We start from the raw sequence: 26,947 nt of genomic DNA, 5'->3' as shown, positions 1-26,947 counted from the left end.
CTATGGTTGCGCATTGTTCGAACGGTAATTTCAAGTTCACTTGCGACATTGACCTACTATAAACTCCGATAGCTCCTGATCAATCTATCATTTTCACAATTTACTCTATAAGTAATTCTTATATAATCGGGTTAAGTTCAAAGCTGATGCCTAGCATGGAGCTAACCGGTTTGAATCGCCACGCCCGGCAATCACCCCTGCTTGGCTCAGCACGCGGTCGGAAAAAGGAATGCAAAGGATGGAGTTGCTGCAAAGCGGCCTGAAGCTCCGGCAGTTGCAGGTTTTCCGCGAGGTGCTGCGGACCGGTTCGACAAGGCGCGCGGCAATGGCCCTCGGCATAAGCCAGCCGGCGGTCAGTCAACATGTGAAGCAACTCGAGCTAACGCTTTGCATTACACTGTTCAAAAGGTCGTCGAACCGCATCGTCCCGTTGCAGGAAGCCTGGGAACTGCTGCGAAACGTCGAGCTCGCCATAGCGTCCCTGGATCGGCTGGAATCGTCCATCTTCGCGATGAAGAACGACGAAAAGCAACGGATCGCCATTGCCGCGCCGTCAGTCTTCGGCTTTGTGACCTTGCCTCGGGTCGTAGCGACAATTCGTTCGAAGACTGCGTCGACTGTTCGATCGATTTCGGGAAGCTACGATCAGATCGGAGAGCACATTTTGGCCGGGCGGGCAGATCTCGGCATCTCAAGGCTGCCTCTCGATCCATCCCTGTTTGAATGGGCGCCGCTGGGCTCAGCGCGCAACGTGTGTATCTTTCATCCCGATCATCGTTTTGCAAAACTGGCGCGTATTGAGGCTCAAGACCTCGCTGGCGAAACCATAGTCGACATCGATCCCCAATTTGCCGCCCACCAGATGAACTTCAATGCCTTGCGCTTCGCAGGCGTTGAGCCAGACATACTGGTCGAATTCGACTGCAACGGTCACGAAGCGGGGTACGTTTCGGCGGGCCTTGGCATCTCCATAACCAACGAGATCATTGCGCGCGAGTACGCAGCGTTTAACCTGGAAGCAAAACCGGTTGAACCCTCCGCGCTGTATCACTACGTGGCGATTTGGCAGAAGGGCAGGACCTTTTCCAACGCGTTGAATGTTTCTCTCGAAGCCATCGTATCCGCATTCGCCCGGACAACGCTCGCAGGTGCTCGCACAAATGTCGCACGCCTGCTGACTGAGACGGCGTGACCGACGGCATTCGTCGTCCTGCTTGGCGACGACGCCCCGCTCAAGGCTTCCGCTCTTGCTTGGCCCTGGCAAAACCGCGATCGGTCGCGATAAAGCGCTCCAACATCGGCACGATCAGGCGAAGGGGATCGGCCGATGGCTGACCCGAGTCGCGCCCGAGGATCTCGGCATATCTCGACAGATCGCGGTGTAGCGGCGCCGGCAGTTCCACTGTGACTTTAACCGGCTTGTCGTCTGCGATCGGACCGAGTTTCAACTTGGCCATTTCAGCCTCCATAAGGTTCGAGCACGAGATCGCGTGTGACCACGACGCGAACATTAAAGCCCGGCCGTATCGTCAGCGTCGGAGCGATGTTGAGCTGGCGCTGGACGATCTGCTGGCCGACCTGGCTGATGCTGTCGGAGACGCCGCCGCGCAGCGCGCGCACGATATCACTTTCCTGGCCCGACGAGCCGGCCTCCGCGCCGACACTCAGGATGGTGGTGAGCGCTGCCGCCTTGAACAGCTCGGCCCAATGGTAGTCGACGCCGTCCTCAAGGCCGGCATAGCCTTGAGCGTCAGTGCCAGGCTGGCGTTCAAGAACAATGGAACGTCCGTTGGCAAACACCAGCCTGCTCCAGACAAGCAGCACGCGCCGCTGGCCGAAGCCGACGCCGTTGTCGTATTGGCCAATGACGCGGGTACCTTGCGGGATCAGCAGCGAGCGACCCGTCGGACTGTCATAGACATTTTCGGTCACCTGCGCGGTGATCTGGCCAGGCAGATCGGAACGGATGCCGGTGATCAGCGCTGCCGGAATGACGGCTCCTGCCTGAAGAACATAGGGCGACGCTGGCGGCGTGACGCGATCCGGCGACACGGTGCGCCGATCGGCGGCCGCATTCAAGAAGCCGAGCTGTCGGTCTTGCGCGGTCGACTGGCCGATCTGACCGGCAAGCTCAGAGCCGCCAAGGTTCGACGGGGTATTTCCTGCGGGCGCGTCGGCCATTGCCGAGGTTGACTGCCCCGTCTGGAAGAAGACGCGCGACGTTCGCGCCGCCTCGTCCTCGGCCCGCCGGCGCGGTTCAGCTTCATCCACCATCGGCGTCGCGATCGTTGGTGGCACGACGGGCTGTCCCTTGTTCTGTGCATCAAGCATCGGTCGGCCAAGATCGCCAGGCAGCGGCTGCCCAAGAACGGGACCGATATAGTCGCGCGGCAGGCTGGCCAGCCCATCGGCGGGCTGCCTATTGGACGTCGAGTAAAGCTCATCGCCATGAGGGCCCGTTCCACCCGTGTGAAGCGCGTAGATCAGCGCGCCGCCGACGCCGAGTGATGCCAACAGGCTGATGCCGGCGAGCACGTTGCGCGACAGGCGGGTGACACGCGGCGGATCGGCGCGAAGCTGCATCGGGGCGGCAGCGGTTTCGGTCTCGTTCATGGTTTCTCCCTTCCCCTTTGCCCAGGTGCGTCTGTCACGTTCGACGTTGCACTGAAGCTTGACCTCAGAGTGGCCCTCCTCGCCCCATCGGTGCGGACGATCCTGACGGTCTGCTGCCGCTTACCACTGCCAAGACGTAGTTCCGCCGCGCCGAAGAGACGGTCGACGATCAGGGTGTTCTGGTAGACGCGGCTGTTGGCGATCTCGGCCTCGCCATCCGGGCCGATCACGAAGATGGGCGGCATCTCGCCTTGCACGATCCCGTGCGGAAACTCGACATAGACGCGCCTGCCGTCGTCATAGACACCGACCGGCCTCCAGGGAGCCGTGTCGCCGGCGAGGCCGTAGCGGTAATTGCGCGCAGTGACGTCGGGCATCACCGGCGTCGAGGGGATCGTCCGCGCTTGTCCAGCCGGGAGCGCGGGATAGGCCCACGCCACGGCCGGCATGTACGGCTTCTCGCCCGATTGCAGCTCGATCATATAGCTGCGCCGGTCGGTAGTGATGACGAGGTTCGTCGTGATGTCGGCGCGCGAAGGCTTGACCATCACATGCACACGTCTGGAGACGCCAGATCCGCTTTCGGTGTCGCCGATGATCCAGCGCGCGGTATCGCCAGCCGCGATCGGACCTTCGCCAGTCAGGCTTTCGCCGGGCTCAAGCGCGATATCCGTTATCTGCCCTGGGGCGGCATAGACTTGATAAAGTGCTCCTTCACTCCACGGATAGATCTGAATGGCGTTGTAATAGCCCTCACGACGCGGCTGGACGCGCGCCGCCGCATTGGCATTCTCAACGCGCGCCGCCGGCGTGCTGCCGGCCGCGCCACCGCGCGCAGCCACCCACCCCGGTGGAATGTGCAACGGTTTTGGCCTCTCATCGGGGGCCGCTGCCGGAGCGGCTGGCAAAGGCGGTACGTAGGCATCGTAGGCAATTTTCGGCGGTTTCTGGGGTGACGCGCAGCCGGCAAGAACGGAGCCCGAAAGCAACACCACCGCAAAGGCGGACCATCCAGACGCGGGTGTTGCGGCACCATACGAAGGCACGATCATTGATTCAGCTCCCGTGACCAGTTGATGGCATTGACGTAAATGCCAAGTGGATTGGCCCGCAGCCGGTCGGCATCGCGCGGTGGCTGGATCACGGTGGTCAGGATGGCGGTCCATCGCTCAGTGGTGGAGAGCTGGCCGTTCTCGTAATGGCGCTCGGCCCAGGCGACGCGAAAGGAATCGGCAGAGGCGCGAATGACTGACGAGACGTCTACCGAGACCTGCTGCTTGCCGACCTTGGAGAAGGGGTCATTGATGCGGGCATAATCGTTGAGCGCCGCAGCGCCCTCGTCAGTGGTCCACTCATAGGCGCGTAGCCAGTTTTGACGCACGACGATCGGATCGGCCGGGATGGAGCGGACCTGCTCGATGAAGCGGGCGAGATGCCACGCAATTTGCGGGTCGGTCGGCTTGTAGCCCGGGGCGGCGGGCGCGAGTGCCTGCGCCTGTCCGAGCGTGTCGACCTGCACCACCCAAGGGACAATGCTGCCTCGCAGTGACTGCGACACAAGCGCGGCGGCCATGCCGGCCGAGAGGACCAGCGATCCGAAGGCCATGGTGCGCCAGTTTCTGGCCTGCACGCGAGCAGAGCCGATGCGTTCGTCCCAGACCTGCGCGGCCTTTTGGTATGGGGTCTCGGGCTGAGGTGTCTTGCCGTAGTGGATGGCGGGCCGTCGAAAGATGTTCATGGGTCATTTGCCTTCGGAGAGAGAAACGGAACTGCCGCTGCCATGGGCATCGCCAGCGCGGACTGCGTGGGCGGTGGTCTGGACGCCGTGCGACAGGCGCTGGGACCGCTGCATGCGTTTGGCCCAGTCAGGGGTACTTTGTGCCACCTCGCCCAGGCCGGTGGGGCGGGAGACGGAAGGGGGGCCTGCGCGTTTGGCACCGCCCCCGACCGTCCCTGCTATCACGGTTTCGCTGGTCCCCGCGGTGGCGGACCGTGGACCAGGGGCGGAGGTCGACTGCACGGATTCACTGGCGCGCGCGACGGCGCGCCTGAGCGGCGAGTCATTCTGCGAAACACCAGCACTTGCCACGCCACCCAAGCCAGAAGCGGCAACTGTAACGCCGCCTTGCCCAGACACGCCTGCAGGCGGGCCGCCTCGCACAATGGAGCTGCCTGCGGCAAACGCTGCCGAGCCGCCGCGTGCTGCCAGGCCTGCGGCGGCGCCGGTGGCAAGCACCATGCCGCCTGCGGCGAGACTTGTGCCGACGGCGGCACCCGCACCCAGCTGCGGCCCGCCGGAGACGATGCCATTGGCAATGCCCGGGCCGAAGATGCCGAGACCAAGAAGCGACAGCGCGGCCAGCACGATCGCCATGGCTTGATCGATGGTGGGGTTTTCGCCGCCGAACCCTTGAGTGAACTCGCCGAACAGCGTCGAGCCGATGCCGATGACGACGGCCAGCACCAGCACCTTGATGCCCGATGAGATGACGTTGCCGAGCACGCGTTCGGCCATGAAAGCCGTCTTGCCGAAGAGGCCGAAAGGGATCAGCACAAAACCGGCCAGCGTCGACAGCTTGAATTCGATCAGCGTGACGAAGAGCTGCACCGCCAGGATGAAGAAGGCGAGCAAGACCAACGCCCAGGCGAACAGCAGGCAGACGATCTGGATGAAGTTTTCAAAGAAGGAGACCCAGCCCATCAGGCCGGAGATGGATTCGAGCAGCGGTCGCCCCGCGTCGAGACCGGTTTGCGCCACCTTGCCGGGGCGCAGCAGATCCTGCGCCGAAAAGCCGGTACCGCTGGCCTTGAGGCCGAGACCGGAAAAGCTTTCGAAGACGATACGGGCAAGGCTGTTCCAGTTGGAAATCAGGTAGGCGAAGACGCCAACGAACAGCGTCTTCTTGACGAGGCGCGCCAGGATGTCGTCGTCGGCGCCCCAGCTCCAGAAGAGTGCAGCGAGCGTCACATCAATGACGATCAGCGTGGTGGCGATGAAGGCGACCTCGCCGCCGAGCAGGCCGAAGCCGCTGTCGATGTAGCGGGTGAAGGTACCAAGGAATTGGTCGATGACGCCGGTGCTACCCATGCTATCGCGCCTCCGGCTGTGTCGCGTCTTGCGACTGCGGCGTGAGCGGCTCGGAGGTCAAGCTCGCAGACGGTGCCTTGAAACCGAGGAACCGATCACGCTGCTCTGCCCACACGCGCAAGCAATCATCGTCACGCAAGGCAGCCTCGCCGAGCCCCTGGCAGCGTCGTAGACTCTCGCGAAGTGGATCCGGCGCCGAAGGTGCCCGCTCGGCCACTGCGATGCCGACCCGACTTTCCTGCTTCCGGGTCATCTTGAGCGCGGTCGCCGAGACGGCGATCGCGACGAAGATGACGGCGATGAGGCGCGCGAAGATCTGGCCGTCCATGGTCGGGCCTCAGCGGTTGAACATCTGGGCGTTGCCGGCCTGATAGCCGGAGCCTGGGGTGAGGAAGCGGCGGCGCTGTTCGCGACCCTGTTCGGCGGCCGCGGCACGTTCGGCATCGGTCAATGCCTGAGCGCGGCCGTTGGCGGCGACAACGGCAGTGAGGTCGGCGAGTTGTTGGGCCTGCAGCGCGAGAAGCTGATTGCCGGCTTGCGTCGCCTGGAGCGCGCCGGTTGCGGACTGGCTCGAACTCACCAACGCCGACATTTGTGTCCGGTTGGTGTCGATGTTTCCGACGACGCCCGCCTGCACGCGCATGGCGTCCTGAAGACCGCCAACAGTGTTGCGCCAGCGGGAGCGCGCATCGGCAACGAGCGCTTCATCCGACGCGGAGAGCGAAACGTTGCCGTACTTCTGCTGGAACATCTGGTCGACCTGCTGGACGTCGAAGGCGATGTTCTGCGCCTGGTTGAGGAGCTGCTGCGTCCTCTGCACCGATTGCTGCAATTGCTGGAGCGAGGAGAAAGGCAGGCTCGCGAGATTGCGGGCCTGGTTGATCAGCATCTGCGCCTGGTTTTGCAGGGAGGTGATCTGGTTGGTGATCTGCTGGAGCGATCGCGCGGCCGTCAGCACATTCTGCGTGTAGTTCGATGGATCAAACACGATGAAGGCATGCGCTGGAGTCGCCACCAATGGTGCGACCATGAGGGGCGGCCCAAGCATCGCCGCAGCGAGCATAAGGGCGCGCGAGGGGATTCGACGAGTGTTCATGAGTGAGGCTCCTTTTCGGCTTGGGGGATGAGATTGGGAATGAGATCCGCGGCCCAGCCAACGCCTCGCGCGCGCAGCCAGGCCGCGAGGAAGTCGTCGCGGCCATGCTCGGCGAGAACGCTGTCGATCAGTGTCTGGTCCGTCTTGGAGGATGCGGCGCACAGCGCCAGGCCGATTTCCGACAGGCCGAGCTCAAAGAGGCGGTTGCCACGCCGGGACTGGCAGTAATAGTCGCGTTTGGGGGTCGCGCGCGCCAGGATCTCTATCTGGCGATCGTTGAGGCCGAAACGGCGGTAAATGGCGGTGATCTGCGGTTCGATCGCGCGCTCGTTCGGCAAGAGCAGGCGGGTTGGACAACTCTCGATGATTGCCGGTGCGATGTCCGAACCGTCAATGTCGGACAAGGACTGGGTGGCGAAGATGACGCTGGCGTTCTTCTTGCGCAGTGTCTTCAGCCATTCGCGCAGCTGGCCTGCGAAGCCCTCGTCGTCGAGCGCAAGCCACCCTTCGTCGATGATGAGCAGCGTCGGCCGTCCGTCGAGCCGGTCACCGATGCGATGAAACAGATAGGTCAGGACGGCGGGCGCGGCCCCGGTGCCAACCAGGCCCTCGATCTCGAACGCCTGGACGGATGCCGCTCCAAGATGTTCGGCCTCGGCATCGAGCAGTCGGCCGTGCGGACCACCGATGCAGTATGACCGCAGGGCCTGCTTCAAAGCATTCGCCTGCAACAGCACGCTCAGGCCGGTAATGGTGCGCTCCCCAATGGGTGCCGAGGCGAGGGATGTTAGCGCGGTCCAGACATGCTCCTTGACGTCCGGGGTGATGGGAATGCCCTCGCGCGCAAGGATCGCAACGATCCAGTCAGCCGCCCAGGCGCGCTCATAGGTGTCGTGGACGCGGGCGAGCGGCTGCAGTGAGACGGAGGCCTGCGCACCTTCGGTGAGTTCGCCGCCGAGATCGTGCCAGTCACCTCCCATGGCCAGCGTGGCCGCGCGGATCGAGCCGCCGAAGTCGAAGGCGAAGACTTGGCTGCGCGGGTAGCGGCGGAACTGCAGGGCCATCAGCGCAAGCAGCACCGACTTGCCCGCGCCGGTGGGGCCGACGACGAGCGTGTGGCCGACATCACCGACATGCAGGGACAACCGGAACGGGGTCGAGCCTTCGGTCTTGCCGTAGAGCAAGGGGGGGCTACCGAAATGCTCGTCCCGTTCCAGGCCCGCCCACATGGCAGAGAGGGGAATCATGTGGGCGAGATTCAGCGTCGACAGCGGCGGTTGGCGGACATTGGCGTAGGCATGCCCGGGCAATGAGCCCAGCCAGGCATCGACGGCGTTGACGGTTTCGACCATGGCCGTGAAGTCGCAACCCTGGATGATTTTTTCGGCAAGGCGCAATTTCTCGTCGGCGAGCCGCGGGTCGGCATCCCAGACTGCGATCGTCGCGGTGACATACGCCATGCCCGCCATGTCGGCGCCGAGTTCCTGCAAGGCTATGTCGGCGTCGGCCGCCTTATTGGAGGCGTCCGTGTCCATCAGCACAGACGCCTCGTTGGTCATCACCTCCTTCAGGATCGCGGCGATGCTCTTGCGCTTGGCAAACCACTGGCGCCGGATCTTCGTCAGCAGCTTCGTGGCGTCGACCTTGTCTAGCAGGATTGCGCGCGTCGACCATCGATAGGAAAAGGCCAGCCGATTGAGCTCATCAAGCAAGCCTGGCGTGGTGGCGGTCGGGAAACCGATGATGGTGAGCACACGAATGTGTTGGTCACCAAGGCGTGGCTCAAGCCCGGTTGTCAGCGGCTGGTCGGCCAGCAGCGCATCGAGATAGACCGGCGCCTCCGGTACCCGCACGCGATGGCGCTTCGTCGAGACAGTGGAGTGCAGATAAGTCAACGTCTCGACATCATCGAGCCAAAGGCATTCCGGCATGAAGCCATCGAGCAGCGAGAGCATGCGCTCGGTGCGGTCGACAAACGCGCGCAGGGTTTCATGCGGATCCACGCCGGACCGTTCGCGCCCCTCGTAGAGCCACCCTTCCGTGCGCGCTGCCTCCTCGGCGGGCGGCAGATAGAGGAAGGTGAGGAAGTAGCTCGAGACGAAATGGACGCCTTCTTCCTCGAAGTCGGCCTTGCGCTCGGCGTCGACCAAGCCAGAGGCCGGGTCGGGAAACTGGCTCTGCGGATAGGTCGCCGCCTCATGCCGCTGCGCCTCGACGAAGATACTCCAACCAGAGCCGAGCCGACGGAAGGCATTATTGATGCGCGAAGCGACCGCGACCAATTCGGCGGCCACAGCTGAATCGAGATCGGGTCCACGAAACCTGGCGGTGCGCTGCAGACTGCCGTCCTTGTTCAAGACAACGCCAGGGGCGATAAGAGCGGCCCACGGCAGATAGTCGGCAAGGCGGCTACCGGAACGGCGAAATTCGGCAAGATTCATCATGACCGCGTCCTCAAACCGACAGATGCCCGGGCATGCGCAGATGCCGACGCCCGACTTCGAAAAAGAGCGGATCGCGTTTCGCAGCCCATACAGCGGCGGCATGCCCAAGCGCCCAGATGATGAGACCGACCAGCCAGAGCCGCAGGCCGAGGCCGACCGCGCCGGCGAGCGTACCATTCAGGATCGCGATGGAGCGCGGCGCGCCGCCGAGCAGGATGTGTTCGGTCAGCGCCTTGTGAACGGGGACGACCCACCCCGGCACCGCGTCGAGCTGTTCGAAAGCGGTTGCCATCAGATCAAGGCTCCGCCGCCGAACGAGAAGAACGACAGAAAGAAGCTGGAGGCCGCGAAGGCGATCGAGAGACCAAAGACGATCTGGATTAACCGCCGAAAGCCGCCCGACGTATCACCGAAGGCAAGCGTCAGACCCGTCACGATGATGATGATGACCGCAATGATCTTGGAGACAGGGCCCTCGATCGACTGCAGGATCTTCTCGAGGGGCTGTTCCCACGGCATTGACGAGCCCGACGCGTGTGCGGCCGGCGCAACGGCGAGACTGACAGCAAGGGTCGTGGCTGCGGCAACCGCATTGCGGTAGCCGCGTAAAAGAGCGGCGATCATGAATTGTCTCCTGTGTCGGTAGGTTTGGCTTGAATGATGCGGTAGTCGCCGTCAGGGCCGAGACCTTCGACGTGCGCGAGTTCGGCAAGCCGCCGCGCTGAGCCGCGTCCGGCTAGCACCGCGACGATGTCGATGGTTTCGGCAATCAGCGCACGGGGAACGGTGACGACGGCTTCCTGGATGAGTTGCTCGAGCCGGCGCAGCGCGCCGATACCGGAGCCGGCATGAATTGTGCCGATGCCGCCGGGGTGGCCCGTGCCCCATGCCTTGAGCAAGTCGAGAGCCTCCGGACCGCGAACTTCGCCGATCGGTATGCGATCGGGCCGCAGACGCAGCGAAGAACGAACAAGGTCCGACAGAGTCGCGACGCCCTCCTTGGTCCGCATGGCGACAAGATTGGGAGCCGCGCATTGCAGTTCGCGCGTGTCCTCGATGATGACCACTCGGTCAGACCCCGTGGCGACTTCGGCGAGCAAGGCGTTGGTCAGCGTCGTCTTGCCGGTTGATGTGCCGCCGGCGACGAGGATGTTGGCACGGGTGGCGACGGCGGCGCGCAACGTCACTGCCTGTTGAGTGCTCATGATGCCTGCCGCCACATAGTCTTTGAGTGTGAAGACGGCGACAGCAGGTTTACGGATTGCGAAGGCAGGCGCTGTGACGACAGGCGGCAGCAATCCTTCGAAGCGTTCTCCGGTGTCCGGCAATTCCGCAGAGACGCGTGGCGAGCGGCCATGCACTTCCGCGCCGACATGATGGGCGACCAGTCGCACGATGCGCTCGCCGTCGGCGGCTGAGATCATCTCGTCCGTCCCGGACAGACCTTCAACGAGCCGATCGACCCAAATCCGGCCATCCGGGTTCAACATCACTTCGACGATTTTGGGATCGTCCAAGAACCGGCTGATGGCCGGCCCAAGCGCTGTCCGCAGCATGCGCGAGCTGCGCGCTCGTCCTTCGATATCGTTGTGCGAAGTAGCCATTTTGTCCCCGTTTCGGTCGGGGACAATTCAAATGGTCCCCGGTCGGGGATGATTAAGAGGAGGGTATTTTAGGCTGCTGCAACAAGTATATCGAGCATGCGTAGTGTGGCGTGTAAATACAGGAAAACGGCGGTGCCGCTATCGCCTCTGCGAGACGAGAATGCTTCCGAGGTCGAAACGTTGAGACCCCCCTCCGTCTCAGTATGGGGCACCTGATAGTCATAGCATCAGCAGCGGAATGATCGTCGGCATGATCATCATGCTCGTCTTCCTGACCGTGATCGTCGTCGTCCCGATCAAGTCCTGATTGCTTTTGCCGATTCCCACGCCAGCTTCTGCGCTTCAAGCTTAGCCAGCAATGACCTCTGTCAGTATGGTATGGCCGAACCCAGTTTCGGTTCAGGCGCGCAAGAGCAAGCACCTCCGAGCTGAGTAGCCTATTGCTAGATACCCTAAAAATGGTGCAACATAATAACCTAATAATCGTGCAGCATGAAAACCTAATACTGCGGCAACGTGAAACCCTAATGAACGCACAACGTAAAAGCCTAAGGACCGCGCAAGATGGCACCGATGCATGAGAAATTGGCCGAGTCGCTCGCCGCGCTGAAGGAACTACAGGATCGGCCCATCGTCGCCATCCGCTCAAGCGATCTCTCACGTACCCATCGCGAACGGCTTCTCAAAGGCGGCTTCCTACGAGAAGTCATGAAGGGCTGGTACATCCCGTCTAATCCACATCAGCGCCAGGGCGAGACGACGGGCTGGTACGCCTCATTTTGGGATTTTTGCACCAGCTATTTGAGCGATCGCTTCGGCAAAAACTGGTGTATCGCACCCGACGCCTCCCTCTCCTTTCATGCCGGCAATCGTACGGTCCCGGCGCAATTGTTGGTGCGATCTCCCACTGGAGGCAACAAACCCACCACGCTTCTGCACGGCACCTCGATTTTCGACATGCGAGCCAGCATGCCGGTTGCTCGCGATATTGCCGAGACAGACGGCCTCCGACTTTATGCCTTGCCAGCGGCGCTCATCGAAGCCTCACCCGCTTTCTTCACGCAAAAGCCGACCGACGCGCGGACGGCATTGGCAATGTTCTCGGATGCCTCAGAAATTCTCGCGCGCCTGCTCGAAGGAGGTCACAGCACGATCGCCGGACGCCTCACCGGTGCCTTTCGCAACATCGGTCGCGAGCGCATCGCAGATGACATTGTCCGCAGCATGCAGGCCGCCGGGTACACGGTTCGTGAAACCGACCCGTTCGACACGAAGGTGGAGTTGTCCCTGCCTCGCCGCGAGACGTCACCCTATGCCGGACGGATCAGGCTGATGTGGCAGGAGATGCGCGGCACGGTCATCAAGAATTTTCCAGAAGCACCCGGACGCCCGAATGACGTCGACGGCTACCTTCGGCGCGTCGATGACGTCTATGCCGCCGATGCCTATCATTCACTCTCCATCGAAGGTTATCGGGTCAGCCCCGACCTGATCGATCGCGTGCGCAGCGGCACCTGGAACCCCGACAGGAATCCGCAAGACGGCGAGCACCGCGACGCGCTCGCGGCACGCGGTTACTACCAGGCCTTCGAAGCGGTCAAACGCAGCGTGACGTCTGTGCTTGCCAATCAAAATGCTGGCCGCGTCGTCGATGACGATCATGGCGAGTGGTACCGCGAGCTATTCGCCCCCAGCGTGACCGTGGGTATCGTCAAACCCGGCGATCTCGCCGGCTACCGCAGCGAGCGCGTGTTCATCCGCAATTCCATGCATGTCCCGCTGCCGCCCAATGCCGTGCGGGACGCGATGCCTGTCTTTTTTGAGATGCTCGAAGAAGAGGAGCATCCGGCGGCGCGTGTCGTCCTCGGGCATTTCATTTTTGTCTACATCCACCCCTACATGGATGGGAACGGCCGCATGGGGCGGTTCTTGATGAATGTCATGATGGCGGCCGGCGGTTATCCCTGGACTGTCATTCCGGTGCAACGCCGCGCCGACTACATGGCCGCTCTTGAGCAGGCCAGCGTTCACCAAGACATCGTCCCGTTCACTCGTTTTCTCGGAGAACTGGCAAATCAAGGACTGTCGGGCAATGCAACCGCCTCACTTCCCGCCGGTTGAGCGATCACTGCCAGGCAAAGGCTAAGCTAAAGAATTAAAAAGCTGTGGCAGCTCGCCGTCATGCCGCCATGACGTTGGATGGCGTGAACAACAGGCTACAATCCGGTTGAGGACGGCAATCCTTTGTCGTCCACCGGATGGACATCTTCCGAAATCTCCTGCCGCAGTTTTGGCCCCTTCGCCAAACGCCTCCCCAGAGCCGTGACGAAGGCTTCGTAGCGTTCGGCCGCCTTGGCGCGCGCGGCCTGCGCTGCGGGCTCAGGCAATGCGGGCGTGGTCGCGAGCCAGAAGCGGACGAAGACCGCCAGGGTCTCGACCGCGATGCCGATATCGCGCTCCTGCCTGGCCAGGCGGCGATCGATCTGGTCGAGACGTTTGGCAATAGCCGCCTCGCGACGTTCATCCCCTTCCGGCGACAGGAATGAAGCGAGCGCGGCTTCCGCTATCATGGATTGGGATTGATCGCGCCGCGCCGCATAGTCCGCAAGCATCCTCATGATGGTCTGATCGAGATAGACGGAAATCTGCACTTTCTTTTTGCGAGCCGACATCGCGCCTACAACTCCATGCCGTCATCGGGGTCCAGGGAAACCTGGCGTGCCACGCCGTGCATGAGTCGAGTCAGGCGTCGGTTGCGGACGGCATCATCGTCGTCGCCATCGTCGGCCGGTACCATCTCGAATTCGTTTTCAATGGGAGCTGCTTTCTCGACCGCCTGAGCCCGATTGAGTTCGGCTTGCAGGCGACGCTCCGATCCCGTTGGATCGCCATCGTCCTGCCGCGGCATGCCGGAAGCGTTTGTGACCTCAGGCCTAGCCAAGATCGGCAAGTGGCTCCAGTCATTACGGTCAGCCTCTTCAGATCGAGCCAATTCGGGTGGCGGCAGCACGCGCTCCTGAAAGCGGCCATCCTCGTAGTAGCGCGCTTTCTTCGCTCTGATCGGCGGCGCGCCTGCCACCATTACGATCTCGTCGGCCGGCGGAAGCTGCATGATCTCGCCAGGGGTCAGCAACTGGCGGGCAGTCTCCTGTCGCGACACCATGAGATGCCCAAGCCAAGGCGATAGCCGGTGACCGGCATAGTTCTTCATCGCCCGCATTTCGGTTGCCGTGCCGAGCGCGTCCGACACGCGCTTGGCGGTCCTTTCATCGTTGGTGGCGAAGCTGACACGGACATGACAATTGTCGAGGATCGAGTTGTTGGGACCGTAGGCCTTCTCGATCTGGTTCAGCGACTGCGAGATTAAGAAGCTTTTCAGCCCATACCCCGCCATGAAAGCAAGCGCGCTTTCGAAGAAATCGAGGCGGCCGAGGGCAGGGAACTCGTCCAGCATCAAAAGCAGGCGGTGGCGGGTTGTCTTCGTTTGCAGGTCCTCGGTGAGACGACGACCAATCTGATTGAGGATAAGGCGAATGAGCGGTTTGGTCCGGTTGATGTCCGAAGGCGGGACGACAAGATAAAGCGTTGCCGGTCGTGTGCCGCCGACGATGTCGGCGATCCGCCAGTCGCAGCGCGTGGTCACCCCGGCCACCACGGGATCGCGATAGAGACCAAGGAAGGACATCGCGGTGGAGAGCACGCCTGAGCGTTCGTTGTCGGACTTGTTGAGCAGCTCTCGCGCCGCACTGGCGATCACCGGATGCGGGCCTGCTTCGCCGAGATGCGCGGTCTTCATCATCGCGGCAAGCGTCGACTCGATCGGGCGCTTTGGATCGGAGAGGAAACCGGCGACGCCGGCAAGCGTCTTGTCCTGCTCGGCATAGAGAACATGCAGGATCGCGCCAACCAACAGAGCGTGGCTGGTCTTCTCCCAATGATTACGTTTTTCCAGACTGCCTTCCGGGTCGACCAGAATGTCTGCAATGTTCTGGACGTCGCGGACCTCCCATTCGCCGCGGCGGACCTCCAGTAGAGGATTGTAGGCTGACGATGTCGAATTGGTCGGATCGAAGAGCAGCACGCGACCGTGCTGAGCGCGAAAGCCGGCGGTAAGCTGCCAGTTCTCACCCTTGATGTCGTGGACGATCGCAGAGCCTGGCCAGGTAAGCAGCGAAGGTACCACCAGGCCGATACCCTTGCCGGACCGCGTCGGGGCGAAACACAGCACGTGCTCAGGACCATCGTGGCGCAGATAGTGCCCCTCATAGCGTCCAAGCACCACGCCCTCGGCGCCAAGCAGGCCCGCAGCCTCAACCTCTCTCCTGTCGGCCCAGCGCGCCGAACCATAGGTATGGACGTTCTTGACTTCGCGCGCCCGCCACACTGACATGCCGATCGCGACGATGATGGAGAGGAAGCCGCCGGATACAGCGATCAATCCGCCTTCCACGAAGATGCCAGGAGCGTAGGCGTCGTAGAAATACCACCACCAGAACAAGGCCGGTGGATAATAGACGGGCAGCCCGGCGATCTCGAACCAGGGCGGTCCGAGCCCACTCTGGAAGCCGAGCCTCCATGCGGTCCATTGCGTAGCCGCCCAGCTTGTAAACAGTACAATAGCAAAGACGGTGAGGATCTGGCCCCAGAGGATTTTCGTGGCCGACATGGTGTGGTCCTTCTTATGGTGTCAGAGTCCGAGCCCCCGCTTGCGGCCAAAGCCCCAGTCGATACCGCCATCCCCGCGGGCGACACCCGAGACGTGCTGGCCGAGGTGTTTTTCAAGAGAGGGCGTCCAGGGAACAAGCTGGAAGCCGAGCCCGTCGTCGATCATGGCAAAACGGCCGGAGGCGAGCGATAAGCGTTGGCGGTAGGTGCCGGCGACAAAGTCTCCACTGGCAGCATGTTTGAAGGGTTTTCCAGTGTCGGGCGCGAGCCTGTCGCCGAGCATCTCCAGCTCTTGGCGACGTAGGGTATCGAGCAGGTCACGGGTGAAGACGATCCGTCGGCCTTGCCGTTCCGCGAGCCCTTGATTGACAAGATGTTCGACCCGCCGGTCCAAGGCATCGTGGACCTCGGCGCCGAAGCCAGCTTCAGCCAGGGCGGTTGGCTCGCGCGCGATTGCCTGACGGTCGAGCCATGTTGCGCCAGATGCCGTAATCTGCTCACCCAGCCCAAGATCCGAGCGCACCGCGAGCGCGGCTCGACGTTGACCGCGCGCATCGTCGAATTTGCGCAGCTCGACGATCGATCCTGGTGCGCTGTCGCCAGCCGCCTCCAAACCGGAAAGCTTGATGTGATGGGTGCGTCCGTCGACACCGTCGACCACGGCATAGGCCGTTCCGTTCAGTTCGTCATCGAGCCCGCGATCGACCAGCCGCCCGATAACGGGCGTATCAAGACGTTCTGCGGCCAGGACATAACTGGCTGAGCCGCGCTCGATGCCTCGCTCGGACAGCCCCCGGTGGATCCGCTTGATGATGTCGCCGCGCTCGCCGAGCTCGCGCAGGGTCGCCTCAGCCTTGTCATCAATTATCCATTGGCCAGGTCCTACCTGATCGGCAAGACCAAGCGCGTCGAGCTTGCGCAGCCGGCCGACCTTCAGCGCGTGATACTCATCCGGTTGACCATGAGGACTCGGGGCTAGATCAACGACTCCGGTATCCCGGCTGTCGCGAAGCAGTTGCCGATCGAGTTGCGTCCACCGTTCGGACTCGATCTGGCTTTCGAGTGTGCGGCGTATGTCAAGATCGGTGCGCGGCCCCAGTTCCTGGGTAACCAGATCGCGCGCGCGGTCGCGCATTCCTTCCTTGATGTAGTCGCGCGAAATGACGAGGTCCTGGCCATCGTCGCGAACGCCGCGCACGATCAAATGAACATGAGGATGCTCGGTGTTCCAGTGATCGACCGCTACCCAGTCGAGCCGCGTGGCGAGGTCCTTCTCCATCTGTCCAACCAGATCGCGGGTGAAGGATTTGAGGTCCGCCATTTCAAGAGCGTCGTCCGGCGAGACGATGAAGCGGAAATGGTGCCGGTCTTCCTGGCTGCGTGCGGCGAAGGCCGCGCCATCGGCATTCTCCGTTCCCGGTCCGAACAGCCGCCCCTTTTCTCCATCCTGGCTGACGCCCTCGCGCCGCAGATAGCCGAGATGCGTGGCGAGTGGCATTGCGCGCACGGAATGACGAACGACGCGTGCCTTGACGACGGCGCCTCGCGACCGCGAGGTGATGAGGCGGTTGGCCTGGATGCTGGCGCGCTGACCGTGACCAAACCGGGAGCGATTGCCGGCATTGATCCGTCCCGAGCGGGAGATGCCCCCGCCGGCTTTTCTCGCCGCCGCCAAGGCCTGCGCGATGAAGGGCCGGGCTTGCTGCGAGCGGGTCGAGCGGATTCGCCCGGGCCGGATGCGAAACTCGCGCTCATTGGCCATCGCACTCTCCTGCAATGTGGAGAAATGGATGCAGATCCAAGGTGTTCGCCATTTGGCGCACGTTGCGCGGAATGGCGGCAAGGTGCCGCACGCCCCGAAAAGCACAGGAAAAACAACCACCCAACCGGCGCGCAAAGTGCGCCCTTTTATCCTGCCATCCCTCGGTCGTGTTCGCGGCCTTCAACCCTGACACCCGCCATAGTGCGCAAGAGTTCGCGTTGACACCAAAGATGGCATGCCGGCTCATGGCTCAGCCCTGGTCACGAAAAGGCCGGCCGACCAAGGTGCAGGATTGGATGGTTCGCCCACAATCTGCGCCCCCGACGCGTCATTGAGCGGACGTTCGGCGGGCCGGGAATTGGCGGCAGGCTTGCCTACCGGTTGCACGACGAAGAGTGGCGCTTTCCTCCAGCCAGATGCCGCAGCGCGGCCCGGGCTGGTAACTCTCGTCGTGTTGTCGCTGCGGATGGCGGACGCAACGGTAACAACATAGGCGCGCGTTTCCCGAGGCAGTTGCCGACCCAGCAATGACGCCTCGTAGCGCCCCGGGCCTGCGTTGTAGGCGGCAATCCACCCGGGAAATCCATAGCAATCGAGGAGCTCTCGGATGTAGGCAGAGCCCGCGATAATGTTGTCGCGCGGATCGTAAGGATTGCTGCCGAGGCGATACCGAACTCGCAGCTCGGCCCAGGTTTTCGGAACGATCTGCATCAGGCCCATGGCGCCTTTTCGCGAGGTGGCGCGTTGGTCGCCGGCACTTTCCGCGCCGAGGACGGCACGGATCCAGGCGGGCGGTAGCCGGAATCGCTTCGCCGCCTCCGCGATATGGGCCTCGTAGTAGTCGCGCGCCGCCGGTGTGCCGACCGTGGAATCCTTCGCCACTGAAATCGCAGGAACTGAGGATAGGACGCAGAGTCCGGCGAGCAGGACAAGCGCGTTGCCCCGACTCACACGAAGCAATGCGGACGGGTCCAGATGGTTCGGTGACCGACGGCGCGCGGACATCACTCAATCCTTCTCAGCGCGGTCGCGCGGTCGCGACCACTGCAGCGACCAGGAGGCCTTGTCATCGCCGCTCTGGAAGAGGTTGGCGCGGATGGGTTGCGCGAAGGTCGGGTCGTCGATCTGCAGCGAAACGAACTCACCGGCCTTTTCCCCGGAGCGTTTCCAACCGGCGCCGATCGCAGGACCATCTTCGTGGCCGGCGTGCACGCGATAGTCAGGCGCGTTTTCGGCGTCACTCGCATCCGCCTCGACGATTGCGATGTCGAGGTCGAGTCTGAGTGTCCTGATGCGCCCGGAGTAGCCGGTTTGATTGCGTATGAACTGTCCGATCTGTGGCATGTGCTTTGTCCTTTCGAGGATGATCGGCGGTGACCGGGGACGGCCTGAAAGAGCCGCTGGTGGCGCGCTCACCGCGCTTGCGCGCGCCATTGAAAGCGGCCGTCGCCTTGCTCGTCGGTCCACAGCGGGACCGCGCGGCCGATGACGTGGTCGGTTGAAAAGAAGCCGAAGTAGCGGCCGTCAAGGCTGTCGCGGACCTGCCGGTTCATCAGGAACACAGACGCGGCCGGAACATTGTGACAGCCCTGCCAGGTTGGCAGATCACGGCCAGCGCGATCTCGCTCAAGCGCGGCGCCAACGTCACGGCCATCGACTGAAATAGCGAGCTTGGTCCGACATACTGTCTGGCCAGAAACACCAAGGATGCGTTTGAGGAGCAGCACGCTTTTCGGCAGATAGGCCCGCTCGGCAAGGAAGCTTGCCAGCGGTTCGGGCGGGCGCACCGCGACAAGATCGCCAGTCGCAAACTTGCCGCCGCGGTCAATCCGGTAGAAGCCGATCGGCACGCTGGCTGAAGCGTTCCAGACAAACTGGAGCGGCAACGCCGTGAGACCTGGAAGGAACGCGCCCGTGCTGGCCAATGCCATCGCCAGGTAGATTGCCGACCGCCTCATGGCTGAATTCTCTTTCGAAGCAGGTAGGCGCAATGGAGATCAAGCGTGTAGGCGCGCGGCTCCTGCCCGGCGGTCATCCGGTGGTGGACATGCCGCCAATGATCGGGCGAGACGGTTTCCGGATCGATCCCGAGACGCTCGACGGCATCGACCATCTGCAACACCCGCTCGACGCTATGCCAACCGTGCATCGTCAGCAGGATGTCGCCACCTGGTCGCACGAAAGGCAGCGTCTGGTAGGCTTGGCCCGAGGCAACGGCATGCACGATATCAAGACGGGAGATGATCGTGCCGAAGTCGTTCGAGGCCCATCGCACAAAGGCAAAAATAGCGCCGGGGCGAAACCAAAGGACACGCCGGCGCCGATCAAGGATCTCCTCTCGATCGACGGACCCGAAGCGGATCCAGAACTCGATCTTCTTCGCCATCCATGTCAGCTCGACACGAGTGAGGCTGTCGTTCCGCAACGCATCGCGCGCGGACCCGACTTCACCCAAAGCGGTGGTATCGGTCATCATGTGCTCCTGCTCTTGTCGGGATTCAGCCGGATGAGGACAAGCGGTTGTCCATTGCGTGATCGGCGCACGCCCTTTACGCGGTCCCGCAACTCACCGTCCGGTCAGGATCGGAGCACTGGCAAATGACGTTTGGCGGGAAGGACTGAACCGCGTGGGTCCGATGTTGAGATTACCGCTCCGCGCTCGGCCCACGCCTGGAGATCGTCAATGGCGTAGACGACACGGCCGCCGAGTTTGCGGTAGGCGGGACCGGTGCCATAGGTGCGATGCTTCTCGAGCGTACGCGATGACAGGCTGAGGAATTCGGCTGCTTCCTTGGTGCGAAGAAAGCGCGGTGGCAAAACGGCTAGATCTGCTCGCATGGATGCGGCCTCCGTGTGGCTAAAGGGAACCGCTGGCGTTCAGCGGCGGATGAGGATCACGGTGGCGGAAAGCGGGCTTCGCAGGGGATGGGGAAGATTGGGGGGCGTGATATTTCCACCCCGGGACTAGTGTCGCGTGCGGTGGCGCAGGAGTTGCAGATAGCCGCCGCCGATCATGGCCGCGCTGCCTTTGACGAGGCCAATAGCAGCGTCACGCAGGGATGAGGTCTTCCACGGATTGGCGCCAACACGCTCAGTTCCGTAGCAGGCGGTCGCGATTTCGCGATAGCTGGCTCCGTTCGTGCGGCCATCGGCCGCCTGCATCATCAACCGCAGGCGACGGCGCTGCTGAGCTGTCACTCGCGTGTCTGGCGGCACAGGCCGCTTGTGATAGCCCCGCCAAAGACGGACGAGGGCCTCGACGCGCCCCAGCGTTTGAGAATCGAGCGGGATCACTGCTGCAAGCGAATGGTCGCGCTCGCTGCCGGCAAGGAGCAGAATCTGCGCGGAGATCCCGTTGTCATGAATGGCGTGAGATCCTTGCGGGCTCTCACGATGCCTGCCGACTCCGCCGAGCGTTGCAGGACCGATCGGCAGGAAGTCGGGTGATGACATGAGGGCCAACACCGCAGGATCGACCAGAGGCGACCACAAGACGTCTTGCGCCAAGGACGACAAATCGGGCCGTGCCGGGAAATCGCAACCCCCAGCGTTTCTGTGCCTCCTCGGGGAATGGCTCCCTTTCAGTTCTCGAATGAACAAGGCCCAGGTAGGTACGATGATAGGAATCTGAGCGGCGTAGACATTCCCAGGCGAGCCCTTCGATTGGCAATCTGTCGAAGAAGGCGTAGCTGTTGCTGTCCCGCCAATGCGACGTGTTCGGCTTCATCGGCATCTCCTCGCGAAATCGGCAAGTCGTGCTCGAATCGATTCCGGACTCTGTCGGCCAGCGAAACGTCACGGGGAAGCATCGCGTGATGCCTTTTCAGCATCGCCGGCCGGCAATGCCCGCTAATTGTCAGTCTGGCGCAGAAGGTGTCGGTAGCCTGTGCGCGTCATCCAGCGCGCCCGAGCCAGATGGCTACCATGGACGGTTCGGGCGCGTTGGGGCTCCTTTGTCGGATCAATTCCGAAAAGCACCTTGACCACTTCGCGCCAATCGGCGCCGTCGGCGTCAGCATCGAACAGACGCATGTAGAGCTTCACGTGGCTTCGATCGTAGTCGGTGAGTTCGTCGCCAGTCGGCGCGGTCTCGTCAAATGGCTCAATCATGGTTGCCCTCCGGCGGCATCGGTCGATGTAAAGTCCGAATCTTATAGGTCTGGTGTCGCCAGCGAAGGAGGCTCGGAGTGCATCACGCGATGCTGTCTCGGCATCGCCTCCCGATGTTTGAACCCGCCCCACAAAGCCAAGCCTGCTTCAAAATGGGAAGCCCGCCCGAATGGATCGGGCGGGCTTCTTGGACGCCTCATTCGGCGTTGCGGCGGCTCGGGCGAGACCAGATCAGGCTATAGCCCTCGCCGTCTTCGTCATCGAAGAGGTTGGCGAAGATCGGGGCGTTGAAACTCGGATCGTCGAGCTTGAGGCCGAGATAATTGCGCCCCTCGTTGGATTGCTTGGCCCATGCGGCGCCGATCTCTGCTCTGCCGACGAAGACGCGGTGGCTGGGGGCGTTGTCACCGTTGGTGCGGGTTTCGGGGACGATTCGAACACCGCGGGCCTGGACGCTGAGGGTGACGATGTCGCCAGTGAACTCGTTGTTGCCGGACTTCTTGAAGGTTCCGATGGTAGCCATGATAGTTCTCCTTGATCCTGTTTGTTTCGAGCCGCACCATCGCGGTCTCGATGGTGATCGAAAGGTCGAAGGCAATCGCCGGCGCACCCAAGGGGCCGAAGCAAAGCGGAGGACGGTGCGGGAGAGACTTTGTTGTAGCGCGAGGAATGACGGCAATGCCGGCAGGGGAAGAAAGTCGCGACGCGCCGTTGCGTTATAGGCGATCGAGGCGAAGCCGTCCTTCGAACAAGAAACACCGATCGAAGAGACCGCTCCCGGTGTGCTCGCGACGACAGGATTGGATCAAGGAGATATGGCTGCTCTGGCGCGCCTTCAGACAGCAGGGACGTGACGCTCGATCTGCGTCGAGCATGATATGCTTCCACGATCTGTTTGCATTGCCTGCGACAAGCCCAGGGCCCAGCCTCTCCCGCTGCACCCGCGTCGTCGGTGGTGATCGAAAGCTGTGGCCTTGGTCAGACGGACGCAGGAGATGACTGCGGACCACCGCTTGAACGTTGTAGTCAATGAACGTCACCGGTTAAGCTGGCGCACACGCAACCGGGCGAAACGGTGGCCTGCGGGACGTTACCCGTCTCACGCTGCCGGTTGCATGGCCGCCCTCAGCAGCATGCCGAACAGATCGCGCGGCTCGTCGGGATCGGCCAGCAGATCGAGTTCCTCATAGAGGCCGGTCGCCTGCAACTGGTCGCGCACATAGCGTAGCGCCGAAAAGTCCTCAATGGCGAAGCCGACGGAATCAAAAAGTGTGATCTGCTTGGCTTCTCGGCGCCCTTGCGCCCTGGCGGCGATCACTTGCCAGAGCTCGGTCACCGGATGGTCGGAATCCAGCTGCTGGATCTCGCCCTCGATGCGCGTCTGTGGCGGGAACTCGACGAAAATGTCGGAGCGCAGCAGGATGTCTCTATGGAGTTCGGTCTTGCCGGGGCAATCGCCGCCGACGGCGTTGATGTGGACGCCGGAGCCGATCATGTTGTCGGTGAGAATGGTGGCGCATTGCTTGTCCGCGGTAACGGTCGTGATGATCCCGGCACCTTCGACCGCTTCCTGCCCGGTTTCGCAAATGGTGATGTCGAATCCCATGCCAGCCAGGTTCTTCGCGCATTTCAGCGAGGCTGATCGATCGATGTCGTAGAGCCTGAGCCGACCGACGCCGGTCAACGCCTTGAAGGCGATCGCCTGGAACTCCGACTGCGCGCCATTGCCGATGATGGCCATGGTGCGGGCGCCGCTCGGCGCCAGATATTTGGCCGCGACGGCGGATGTGGCGGCTGTGCGCAGCGCGGTCAGGATGGTCATTTCCGTGAGCAGCATTGGATAGCCGCTTCCGACATCGGCGAGCACGCCAAAAGCGGTGACCGTCTGCAAACCCTGGCGCATGTTCTTGGGATGGCCGTTGACGTATTTGAAGCCATAGAGCCGGCCATCGCTTGTCGGCATCAACTCGATGACGCCGTCATGGCTGTGCGAGGCGATGCGTGGCGTTTTGTCGAAAAGGTCCCAGCGACGGAAGTCTTCCTCGATATAGCTGGCGAGTTCGGTCAGGAAGCGCTCGACACCTATGGCGATCACCAGCTTCATCATGCGGTCGACACTGACGAAGGGAACGATGTTCAGCTTTGCCGCTGTCATGATCAAAAGCTCCCCGAATGGCTGCGGGTCGGGCGGTCCATGATGCGGCGGCCCATCAGGCTCGCCGTCAGGTCGACCATCAGCGTCGCGGTGCGGCCGCGCTCGTCGAGGAAGGGATTGAGTTCAACCAGATCGAGGCTGGTGACCAAACCGCTGTCGGACAGCATCTCCATCACCAGATGCGCCTCGCGGAAGGTGGCGCCGCCGGGAACCGTGGTGCCAACCGCCGGCGCAATTGACGGGTCGAGGAAGTCGACGTCGAGACTGACATGCAGCAGCCCGCCTTCCGCCGACACGCGCGCCAGGAAGGCGCGCAGCAGCGGCGCGATGCCATGCTCGTCGATGGCGCGCATGTCGTGCACGGTCACGCCCGCCTGGTTGAGCGCGCTGCGCTCGGCCGGGTCGACGCTGCGCAGGCCCATGGTGCAAATACGCTTGGGATCGACCGCTGCTGGCAGATCCGGAAAATAGCCGCTAAAACCTGGCTGGCCGCTGGCGTAAGCGAGCGGAACACCGTGCAGATTGCCGCTGGCGGTGGTGTCGAGCGTGTGGAAGTCCGGATGCGCGTCGAGCCACAGCACGAACAGCGCACGCCCGGTTTGGGCAGCGCGGCGGGCGAGGCCCGACACGGTCCCGGCCGAGATCGAATGGTCGCCGCCGAGAAAGATCGGCATGGCGTCGTTGCTCGCCGCATATGCCGCGTCGGCAATCGCGGATGTCCAGGCCGATATTTCGGGCAAGGCCTTCAGCGCCAGATTGCCATGCACGACGCGCCTCGGCAGAATGGCCTGGACGGTGCCGAGATCCTCGACAGCGTGGCCGAGGCTGGACAGGACCTCAGCAAGGCCAGCGGTCCGCAGTGCACTCGGCCCCATTTCGCATCCCATTCTGCCAGCGCCGTCCTGCACCGGTGCCCCGACGATTTTGCAACGCATTGTTTTTCCCGCTGACCAAGTTCGATTGGCCGGGAGGAGATCATGGCGAGGCGGCGATATGAACAGGTAGAATTGGCAATCCGAAAAGCATTGTTTATCGTGACGGCAGCGAAATTGACCAAAGTGGTAACCTGATGGATGCGCTGGACGAACGACTCGTGACCTTGCTGCGGCATGATGCGCGGCGCAGCGTGTCGGATCTCGCCATTGATCTCGGCGTCTCGCGCGCCACGGTCAGAGCACGTATGGAGCGGCTGGAGCGGTCCGGCGACATCATCGGCTACACGGTGGTGCTGCGCGCCGACGCAGTCGATCAGCGCATCCGTGGCATCATGCTGATCGAGATAGAAGGCCATGCCGCCGACCGCGTGGTTCGGGCGCTTGGTGGCTTCCCTGAAGTCTCGACAATTCACACGACAAACGGCCGCTGGGACCTGGTGGTCGAGCTCGGGACGGCTTCGCTGACCGATTTCGATGCTGTGCTACGGCGCATCCGACTCATAGCCGGCATTACGGGTAGCGAAACGAGCCTGCTCCTGGCCACGCCGCGCACAACGCGGGCACGACTGACCTAGCTGTCGTGGAAGGCAATAATTTTGGCGCGCATTCCGTCACAGCCTGACGCGCGGTTGCCTTGTTCGCCTCACCTATCGCCCAGGATCTGGCAACGCTGCCAGATCCTGGCCTGCGACACAGTAAGTGCGGAACAAGCTGGCGAGGCGCGTCGGAGTTGGACGTCACCTCGTCTTTCGCTGCGTCCCAAGACGGTTCATTCGGCGTAGGGGTCGGTTTCACCGACGATCTCCGAGGTGTCCCCGTCGTACTCGTCCGCTGGCGTGACGGCGAGGCTGCCATCCCCGGCGCGGAAGATGATGATGCTGACCATCAGGCTGGTGGCGAGGCTGAAAGCGAAGGCGTTTGCTTCTGCGGGAGACATCACTCCGGCTCCTGTTTGGAAGCGGGGACCGTCCCCGCGTGACAGGCGCCCGATGTGTCCGGCCGAGGGCCGCAATCACCGGCGAGGCGAAGCCGACACGGCGGCACGCTTTGCGTAGTCCGACCCTTTATGGGTTGATGGCATCAGGCCCTCGGACCGGACCAAGGAATTGCGCCGATGAACGGGGTGATCGGTTCCCCCATCGAATTTTCAGGAGCCGAAGATGGCTGGAGCTCGACGCGCAGGCTTCGCATTCGTTGCAAACTGCCGGGCAGCGCCTGCCAGGCCGCAGGGGCGAGCGTACCCCGAGGCGAGCATGGCATTGTAGGGGGCTGGCCCCGTCCGGCCGCTCATGCGGCGCCGAACTTCAAGACCGGGATGCCGAGCTTGCGTGCCTTGTCAGCGAGGTTGTCCTGAATGCCCGTGCCAGGAAAATGAATGACGCCGATCGGCAGTGCATCAAGAATTTCATCATTGCGTTTGAAGGGCGCGGACTTGCCGTGTCGTATCCATTCCGGCTTGAAAGCGATCTGCGGCACGTTGCGATTGTGAGCCCATTTGGCCGCGATCAACTCCGCTCCCCTTGGCGATCCGCCGTGGAGCAGAACCATGTCCGGATACTTGGCATGGACCTGGTCTAGCTTGGCCCAGATGAGCCGATGGTCATTGAAGTCGAGCCCGCCGGTGACGGCGATCTTCGGTCCGGGCGGTAAAAGTGCGTGGTTCTCGGCATGCTTCTTCGCCGCAAGGAAATCGCGACTATCAATCATGGTCGCGGTGAGCTTGCGATGGTTGACGATGGAGCCTGAACGTGGTCGCCAGATCGAATGCGTGTGTCGCTCGAAGTGCTCGACGGCCTGGTCGCGCATCAGTTCGAAAGCGTTGCGGCGTTCGACAAGCGTCTGACCTTGCGCAATGAGTCGCTCCAACTCCACGGATTTGACCTCGGAGCCGTCCTGTTCGCGCTGCAAGCGTTGTTGGGAGAGTTCATTGTCATCAAGTTCGCGCTCGATCCGATGGGTCGAGCGATGGAACAGGTTGACCGTGCCCCAAAGCAGTTCCTCGAGGTCGGGTTCGAGGCGCGTGTCGGACATCGCCACCACGAGGGCGTCGAAGATATCGGCGATGCTGGCTGCGATTGTATGGCCCTCGGGAAGCGGGCGCGGATCGGGTTCGTCTTCGAAGGGACGATAGCCATAGAGTTGGAGTTCCTGAAGGAGGTAGTCGGTAGGCGATGATGCGGGTTGCGGTTCGAGGTCGGTGTCGTGCTGGTGGCCCATGGCGCTTCCTCCTGCGGATCGGCCGCGCCCATCGCGGCCTTCATGGCGACGAAGGCGGTGCGCGGTCCGGACTTGCACCCACAGCGTCAGCGCAGGGCCGTAACGGAAGTGTAGGATGGCGAGACCGGCTATTTTGGTTCGCGATGGAAAGGCCCTTGCACCCCACGCCGCGCGCCGCGGGGGGGGGCAGGGGCGCGGGAAAAATGTCGGGAGAGACAATTGCGGTGCCGGTGGAGCGCCCCCCCGAAGCCCAATGGA

The 26,947-nt window shown here is 62.6% G+C and carries 30 protein-coding genes; 3 read left to right on the top strand and 27 right to left on the bottom strand.

The genetic code is table 11. The features are described 5' to 3' along the window. Positions 1 to 238 precede the first annotated feature (238 nt). The gene (locus NKI38_RS25520; protein WP_352662297.1) at positions 239 to 1,192 is read left to right on the top strand and encodes a LysR family transcriptional regulator; all 954 of its coding nucleotides are present in this window, start codon (positions 239 to 241) and stop codon (positions 1,190 to 1,192) included. A gap of 40 nt (positions 1,193 to 1,232) precedes the next feature. Here NKI38_RS25520 and NKI38_RS25515 read toward each other — a convergent pair whose 3' ends face one another. From NKI38_RS25515 to trbB, 11 genes are read right to left on the bottom strand one after another with little or no spacing between them, the layout of a single operon-like run. Beyond that, positions 1,233 to 1,457 carry a DUF2274 domain-containing protein gene (locus tag NKI38_RS25515; protein ID WP_352662294.1) on the bottom strand — a complete coding sequence of 75 codons (225 nt, stop codon included), beginning with the start codon at positions 1,455 to 1,457 and terminating at the stop codon, positions 1,233 to 1,235. 1 nt (position 1,458) lies between these two features. Continuing rightward, positions 1,459 to 2,613, bottom strand: a complete 1,155-nt coding sequence (locus NKI38_RS25510) for a TraB/TrbI/VirB10 family type IV secretion system protein (RefSeq protein ID WP_352662291.1) — start codon at positions 2,611 to 2,613, stop codon at positions 1,459 to 1,461. Further along, the gene (trbG, locus tag NKI38_RS25505; protein WP_352662288.1) at positions 2,610 to 3,665 is read right to left on the bottom strand and encodes a P-type conjugative transfer protein TrbG; all 1,056 of its coding nucleotides are present in this window, start codon (positions 3,663 to 3,665) and stop codon (positions 2,610 to 2,612) included. Before trbG ends, NKI38_RS25510 begins: the two co-directional genes overlap by 4 nt. After that, positions 3,662 to 4,351 carry a conjugal transfer protein TrbF gene (gene trbF, locus NKI38_RS25500; RefSeq protein WP_352662285.1) on the bottom strand — a complete coding sequence of 230 codons (690 nt, stop codon included), beginning with the start codon at positions 4,349 to 4,351 and terminating at the stop codon, positions 3,662 to 3,664. The genes trbG and trbF overlap by 4 nt, the downstream gene beginning before the upstream one ends. Before the next feature lie 3 nt (positions 4,352 to 4,354). Next, positions 4,355 to 5,701, bottom strand: coding sequence for a P-type conjugative transfer protein TrbL (gene trbL, locus NKI38_RS25495; RefSeq protein ID WP_352662282.1), 1,347 nt, complete (start codon positions 5,699 to 5,701; stop codon positions 4,355 to 4,357). Between the two features lies 1 nt (position 5,702). After that, positions 5,703 to 6,029 carry a putative entry exclusion protein TrbK-alt gene (trbK-alt, locus tag NKI38_RS25490; protein WP_352662280.1) on the bottom strand — a complete coding sequence of 109 codons (327 nt, stop codon included), beginning with the start codon at positions 6,027 to 6,029 and terminating at the stop codon, positions 5,703 to 5,705. A 9-nt stretch (positions 6,030 to 6,038) separates the two neighbouring features. Further along, positions 6,039 to 6,797 (bottom strand): P-type conjugative transfer protein TrbJ, encoded by a 759-nt coding sequence (gene trbJ, locus NKI38_RS25485; protein ID WP_352662277.1) that lies wholly within the window; start codon positions 6,795 to 6,797, stop codon positions 6,039 to 6,041. Further along, positions 6,794 to 9,241, bottom strand: coding sequence for a conjugal transfer protein TrbE (gene trbE / locus NKI38_RS25480; RefSeq protein WP_352662274.1), 2,448 nt, complete (start codon positions 9,239 to 9,241; stop codon positions 6,794 to 6,796). The genes trbJ and trbE overlap by 4 nt, the downstream gene beginning before the upstream one ends. A gap of 10 nt (positions 9,242 to 9,251) precedes the next feature. After that, entirely contained in the window at positions 9,252 to 9,533 is a 282-nt protein-coding gene (locus NKI38_RS25475) for a VirB3 family type IV secretion system protein (RefSeq protein ID WP_352662271.1), read from the bottom strand. Further along, on the bottom strand, positions 9,533 to 9,865 hold the full coding sequence (locus tag NKI38_RS25470) for a TrbC/VirB2 family type IV secretion system protein (RefSeq protein WP_352662269.1): 333 nt from the start codon (positions 9,863 to 9,865) through the stop codon (positions 9,533 to 9,535). Before NKI38_RS25470 ends, NKI38_RS25475 begins: the two co-directional genes overlap by 1 nt. Beyond that, positions 9,862 to 10,845: a P-type conjugative transfer ATPase TrbB gene (gene trbB, locus NKI38_RS25465; RefSeq protein WP_352662266.1), complete on the bottom strand. Its 984-nt coding sequence runs from the start codon at positions 10,843 to 10,845 to the stop codon at positions 9,862 to 9,864. The genes NKI38_RS25470 and trbB overlap by 4 nt, the downstream gene beginning before the upstream one ends. A 573-nt stretch (positions 10,846 to 11,418) precedes the next feature. Between trbB and NKI38_RS25460 the strand changes: the two genes are divergently transcribed. Continuing rightward, positions 11,419 to 12,966, top strand: coding sequence for a Fic family protein (locus tag NKI38_RS25460; protein WP_352662263.1), 1,548 nt, complete (start codon positions 11,419 to 11,421; stop codon positions 12,964 to 12,966). Between the two features lie 95 nt (positions 12,967 to 13,061). Here NKI38_RS25460 and NKI38_RS25455 read toward each other — a convergent pair whose 3' ends face one another. From NKI38_RS25455 to rocF, 14 genes are all read right to left on the bottom strand, one after another. Further along, positions 13,062 to 13,517, bottom strand: a complete 456-nt coding sequence (locus NKI38_RS25455) for a CopG family transcriptional regulator (RefSeq protein ID WP_352662261.1) — start codon at positions 13,515 to 13,517, stop codon at positions 13,062 to 13,064. Between the two features lie 5 nt (positions 13,518 to 13,522). Then, the gene (locus NKI38_RS25450) at positions 13,523 to 15,511 is read right to left on the bottom strand and encodes a conjugal transfer protein TraG (protein ID WP_352662258.1); all 1,989 of its coding nucleotides are present in this window, start codon (positions 15,509 to 15,511) and stop codon (positions 13,523 to 13,525) included. Positions 15,512 to 15,532: 21 nt separating this feature from the next. Next, the gene (locus NKI38_RS25445) at positions 15,533 to 17,272 is read right to left on the bottom strand and encodes a relaxase/mobilization nuclease domain-containing protein (RefSeq protein ID WP_352662255.1); all 1,740 of its coding nucleotides are present in this window, start codon (positions 17,270 to 17,272) and stop codon (positions 15,533 to 15,535) included. Between the two features lie 243 nt (positions 17,273 to 17,515). Continuing rightward, the gene (locus NKI38_RS25440) at positions 17,516 to 18,277 is read right to left on the bottom strand and encodes a lytic transglycosylase domain-containing protein (protein ID WP_352662252.1); all 762 of its coding nucleotides are present in this window, start codon (positions 18,275 to 18,277) and stop codon (positions 17,516 to 17,518) included. A gap of 3 nt (positions 18,278 to 18,280) precedes the next feature. Continuing rightward, entirely contained in the window at positions 18,281 to 18,616 is a 336-nt protein-coding gene (locus NKI38_RS25435) for a DUF736 domain-containing protein (RefSeq protein ID WP_352662249.1), read from the bottom strand. A 68-nt stretch (positions 18,617 to 18,684) separates the two neighbouring features. Then, positions 18,685 to 19,230 (bottom strand): S26 family signal peptidase, encoded by a 546-nt coding sequence (locus tag NKI38_RS25430; RefSeq protein ID WP_352662246.1) that lies wholly within the window; start codon positions 19,228 to 19,230, stop codon positions 18,685 to 18,687. Continuing rightward, positions 19,227 to 19,745, bottom strand: coding sequence for a DUF2840 domain-containing protein (locus NKI38_RS25425; RefSeq protein WP_352662366.1), 519 nt, complete (start codon positions 19,743 to 19,745; stop codon positions 19,227 to 19,229). The genes NKI38_RS25430 and NKI38_RS25425 overlap by 4 nt, the downstream gene beginning before the upstream one ends. A gap of 104 nt (positions 19,746 to 19,849) precedes the next feature. Beyond that, positions 19,850 to 20,110, bottom strand: coding sequence for a helix-turn-helix transcriptional regulator (locus NKI38_RS25420; RefSeq protein WP_352662243.1), 261 nt, complete (start codon positions 20,108 to 20,110; stop codon positions 19,850 to 19,852). 126 nt (positions 20,111 to 20,236) lie between these two features. Then, complete coding sequence (locus NKI38_RS25415; protein WP_352662240.1) at positions 20,237 to 20,725, bottom strand: DUF2285 domain-containing protein; 489 nt, start codon at positions 20,723 to 20,725, stop codon at positions 20,237 to 20,239. After that, the gene (locus NKI38_RS25410; RefSeq protein WP_352662237.1) at positions 20,661 to 20,999 is read right to left on the bottom strand and encodes a transcriptional regulator domain-containing protein; all 339 of its coding nucleotides are present in this window, start codon (positions 20,997 to 20,999) and stop codon (positions 20,661 to 20,663) included. The genes NKI38_RS25415 and NKI38_RS25410 overlap by 65 nt, the downstream gene beginning before the upstream one ends. Positions 21,000 to 21,121: 122 nt before the next feature. Beyond that, positions 21,122 to 21,382: a DNA -binding domain-containing protein gene (locus NKI38_RS25405; RefSeq protein ID WP_352662234.1), complete on the bottom strand. Its 261-nt coding sequence runs from the start codon at positions 21,380 to 21,382 to the stop codon at positions 21,122 to 21,124. 196 nt (positions 21,383 to 21,578) lie between these two features. Beyond that, positions 21,579 to 21,905, bottom strand: a complete 327-nt coding sequence (locus NKI38_RS25400; RefSeq protein WP_352662231.1) for a DUF736 domain-containing protein — start codon at positions 21,903 to 21,905, stop codon at positions 21,579 to 21,581. Positions 21,906 to 22,481: 576 nt separating this feature from the next. Then, on the bottom strand, positions 22,482 to 23,537 hold the full coding sequence (gene ocd, locus NKI38_RS25395) for an ornithine cyclodeaminase (RefSeq protein ID WP_352662228.1): 1,056 nt from the start codon (positions 23,535 to 23,537) through the stop codon (positions 22,482 to 22,484). A 2-nt stretch (positions 23,538 to 23,539) separates the two neighbouring features. Next, entirely contained in the window at positions 23,540 to 24,472 is a 933-nt protein-coding gene (gene rocF, locus NKI38_RS25390; protein WP_352662225.1) for an arginase, read from the bottom strand. A gap of 134 nt (positions 24,473 to 24,606) precedes the next feature. Between rocF and NKI38_RS25385 the strand changes: the two genes are divergently transcribed. Continuing rightward, on the top strand, positions 24,607 to 25,047 hold the full coding sequence (locus NKI38_RS25385) for an Lrp/AsnC family transcriptional regulator (RefSeq protein ID WP_038644816.1): 441 nt from the start codon (positions 24,607 to 24,609) through the stop codon (positions 25,045 to 25,047). A gap of 194 nt (positions 25,048 to 25,241) precedes the next feature. Here the strand turns inward: NKI38_RS25385 and NKI38_RS25380 are convergent, their stop codons facing one another. Both NKI38_RS25380 and NKI38_RS25375 read right to left on the bottom strand, forming a co-directional pair. After that, the gene (locus NKI38_RS25380; RefSeq protein WP_352662222.1) at positions 25,242 to 25,409 is read right to left on the bottom strand and encodes a hypothetical protein; all 168 of its coding nucleotides are present in this window, start codon (positions 25,407 to 25,409) and stop codon (positions 25,242 to 25,244) included. 350 nt (positions 25,410 to 25,759) lie between these two features. After that, the gene (locus NKI38_RS25375) at positions 25,760 to 26,689 is read right to left on the bottom strand and encodes a DUF2493 domain-containing protein (RefSeq protein ID WP_352662363.1); all 930 of its coding nucleotides are present in this window, start codon (positions 26,687 to 26,689) and stop codon (positions 25,760 to 25,762) included. Positions 26,690 to 26,947 lie beyond the last annotated feature (258 nt).

The organism is Mesorhizobium sp. M0621, from assembly GCF_040320745.1.
In the GTDB taxonomy this organism is placed as follows: Bacteria; Pseudomonadota; Alphaproteobacteria; order Rhizobiales; family Rhizobiaceae; genus Mesorhizobium.
Note: the sequence above shows the minus strand (reverse complement) of the source record. Positions and strands in the feature narration are given on the sequence as shown.

Bases quoted from the DNA above. Each gene is read 5' to 3' on its own strand.
- NKI38_RS25475 (WP_352662271.1), bottom strand. From the start codon at position 9,533: ATGGCAACCGCTTTCGAACAGCTCGACGCGGTGCCGGGGTGGGTCGTC.
- trbF (WP_352662285.1), bottom strand. From the start codon at position 4,351: ATGAACATCTTTCGACGGCCCGCCATCCACTACGGCAAGACACCTCAG.
- NKI38_RS25375 (WP_352662363.1), bottom strand. From the start codon at position 26,689: ATGGGCCACCAGCACGACACCGACCTCGAACCGCAACCCGCATCATCG.
- trbL (WP_352662282.1), bottom strand. From the start codon at position 5,701: ATGGGTAGCACCGGCGTCATCGACCAATTCCTTGGTACCTTCACCCGC.
- trbJ (WP_352662277.1), bottom strand. From the start codon at position 6,797: ATGAACACTCGTCGAATCCCCTCGCGCGCCCTTATGCTCGCTGCGGCG.
- NKI38_RS25455 (WP_352662261.1), bottom strand. From the start codon at position 13,517: ATGTCGGCTCGCAAAAAGAAAGTGCAGATTTCCGTCTATCTCGATCAG.
- NKI38_RS25510 (WP_352662291.1), bottom strand. From the start codon at position 2,613: ATGAACGAGACCGAAACCGCTGCCGCCCCGATGCAGCTTCGCGCCGAT.
- NKI38_RS25470 (WP_352662269.1), bottom strand. From the start codon at position 9,865: ATGATCGCCGCTCTTTTACGCGGCTACCGCAATGCGGTTGCCGCAGCC.
- rocF (WP_352662225.1), bottom strand. From the start codon at position 24,472: ATGCGTTGCAAAATCGTCGGGGCACCGGTGCAGGACGGCGCTGGCAGA.
- ocd (WP_352662228.1), bottom strand. From the start codon at position 23,537: ATGACAGCGGCAAAGCTGAACATCGTTCCCTTCGTCAGTGTCGACCGC.
- NKI38_RS25450 (WP_352662258.1), bottom strand. From the start codon at position 15,511: ATGTCGGCCACGAAAATCCTCTGGGGCCAGATCCTCACCGTCTTTGCT.
- NKI38_RS25515 (WP_352662294.1), bottom strand. From the start codon at position 1,457: ATGGCCAAGTTGAAACTCGGTCCGATCGCAGACGACAAGCCGGTTAAA.
- NKI38_RS25425 (WP_352662366.1), bottom strand. From the start codon at position 19,745: ATGACCGATACCACCGCTTTGGGTGAAGTCGGGTCCGCGCGCGATGCG.
- trbK-alt (WP_352662280.1), bottom strand. From the start codon at position 6,029: ATGGACGGCCAGATCTTCGCGCGCCTCATCGCCGTCATCTTCGTCGCG.
- trbG (WP_352662288.1), bottom strand. From the start codon at position 3,665: ATGATCGTGCCTTCGTATGGTGCCGCAACACCCGCGTCTGGATGGTCC.
- NKI38_RS25385 (WP_038644816.1), top strand. From the start codon at position 24,607: ATGGATGCGCTGGACGAACGACTCGTGACCTTGCTGCGGCATGATGCG.
- trbE (WP_352662274.1), bottom strand. From the start codon at position 9,241: ATGATGAATCTTGCCGAATTTCGCCGTTCCGGTAGCCGCCTTGCCGAC.
- NKI38_RS25430 (WP_352662246.1), bottom strand. From the start codon at position 19,230: ATGAGGCGGTCGGCAATCTACCTGGCGATGGCATTGGCCAGCACGGGC.
- NKI38_RS25420 (WP_352662243.1), bottom strand. From the start codon at position 20,110: ATGCGAGCAGATCTAGCCGTTTTGCCACCGCGCTTTCTTCGCACCAAG.
- NKI38_RS25435 (WP_352662249.1), bottom strand. From the start codon at position 18,616: ATGCCACAGATCGGACAGTTCATACGCAATCAAACCGGCTACTCCGGG.
- NKI38_RS25440 (WP_352662252.1), bottom strand. From the start codon at position 18,277: ATGTCCGCGCGCCGTCGGTCACCGAACCATCTGGACCCGTCCGCATTG.
- NKI38_RS25460 (WP_352662263.1), top strand. From the start codon at position 11,419: ATGCATGAGAAATTGGCCGAGTCGCTCGCCGCGCTGAAGGAACTACAG.
- NKI38_RS25520 (WP_352662297.1), top strand. From the start codon at position 239: ATGGAGTTGCTGCAAAGCGGCCTGAAGCTCCGGCAGTTGCAGGTTTTC.
- trbB (WP_352662266.1), bottom strand. From the start codon at position 10,845: ATGGCTACTTCGCACAACGATATCGAAGGACGAGCGCGCAGCTCGCGC.
- NKI38_RS25415 (WP_352662240.1), bottom strand. From the start codon at position 20,725: ATGTCATCACCCGACTTCCTGCCGATCGGTCCTGCAACGCTCGGCGGA.
- NKI38_RS25445 (WP_352662255.1), bottom strand. From the start codon at position 17,272: ATGGCCAATGAGCGCGAGTTTCGCATCCGGCCCGGGCGAATCCGCTCG.
- NKI38_RS25405 (WP_352662234.1), bottom strand. From the start codon at position 21,382: ATGATTGAGCCATTTGACGAGACCGCGCCGACTGGCGACGAACTCACC.
- NKI38_RS25410 (WP_352662237.1), bottom strand. From the start codon at position 20,999: ATGAAGCCGAACACGTCGCATTGGCGGGACAGCAACAGCTACGCCTTC.
- NKI38_RS25400 (WP_352662231.1), bottom strand. From the start codon at position 21,905: ATGGCTACCATCGGAACCTTCAAGAAGTCCGGCAACAACGAGTTCACT.
- NKI38_RS25380 (WP_352662222.1), bottom strand. From the start codon at position 25,409: ATGTCTCCCGCAGAAGCAAACGCCTTCGCTTTCAGCCTCGCCACCAGC.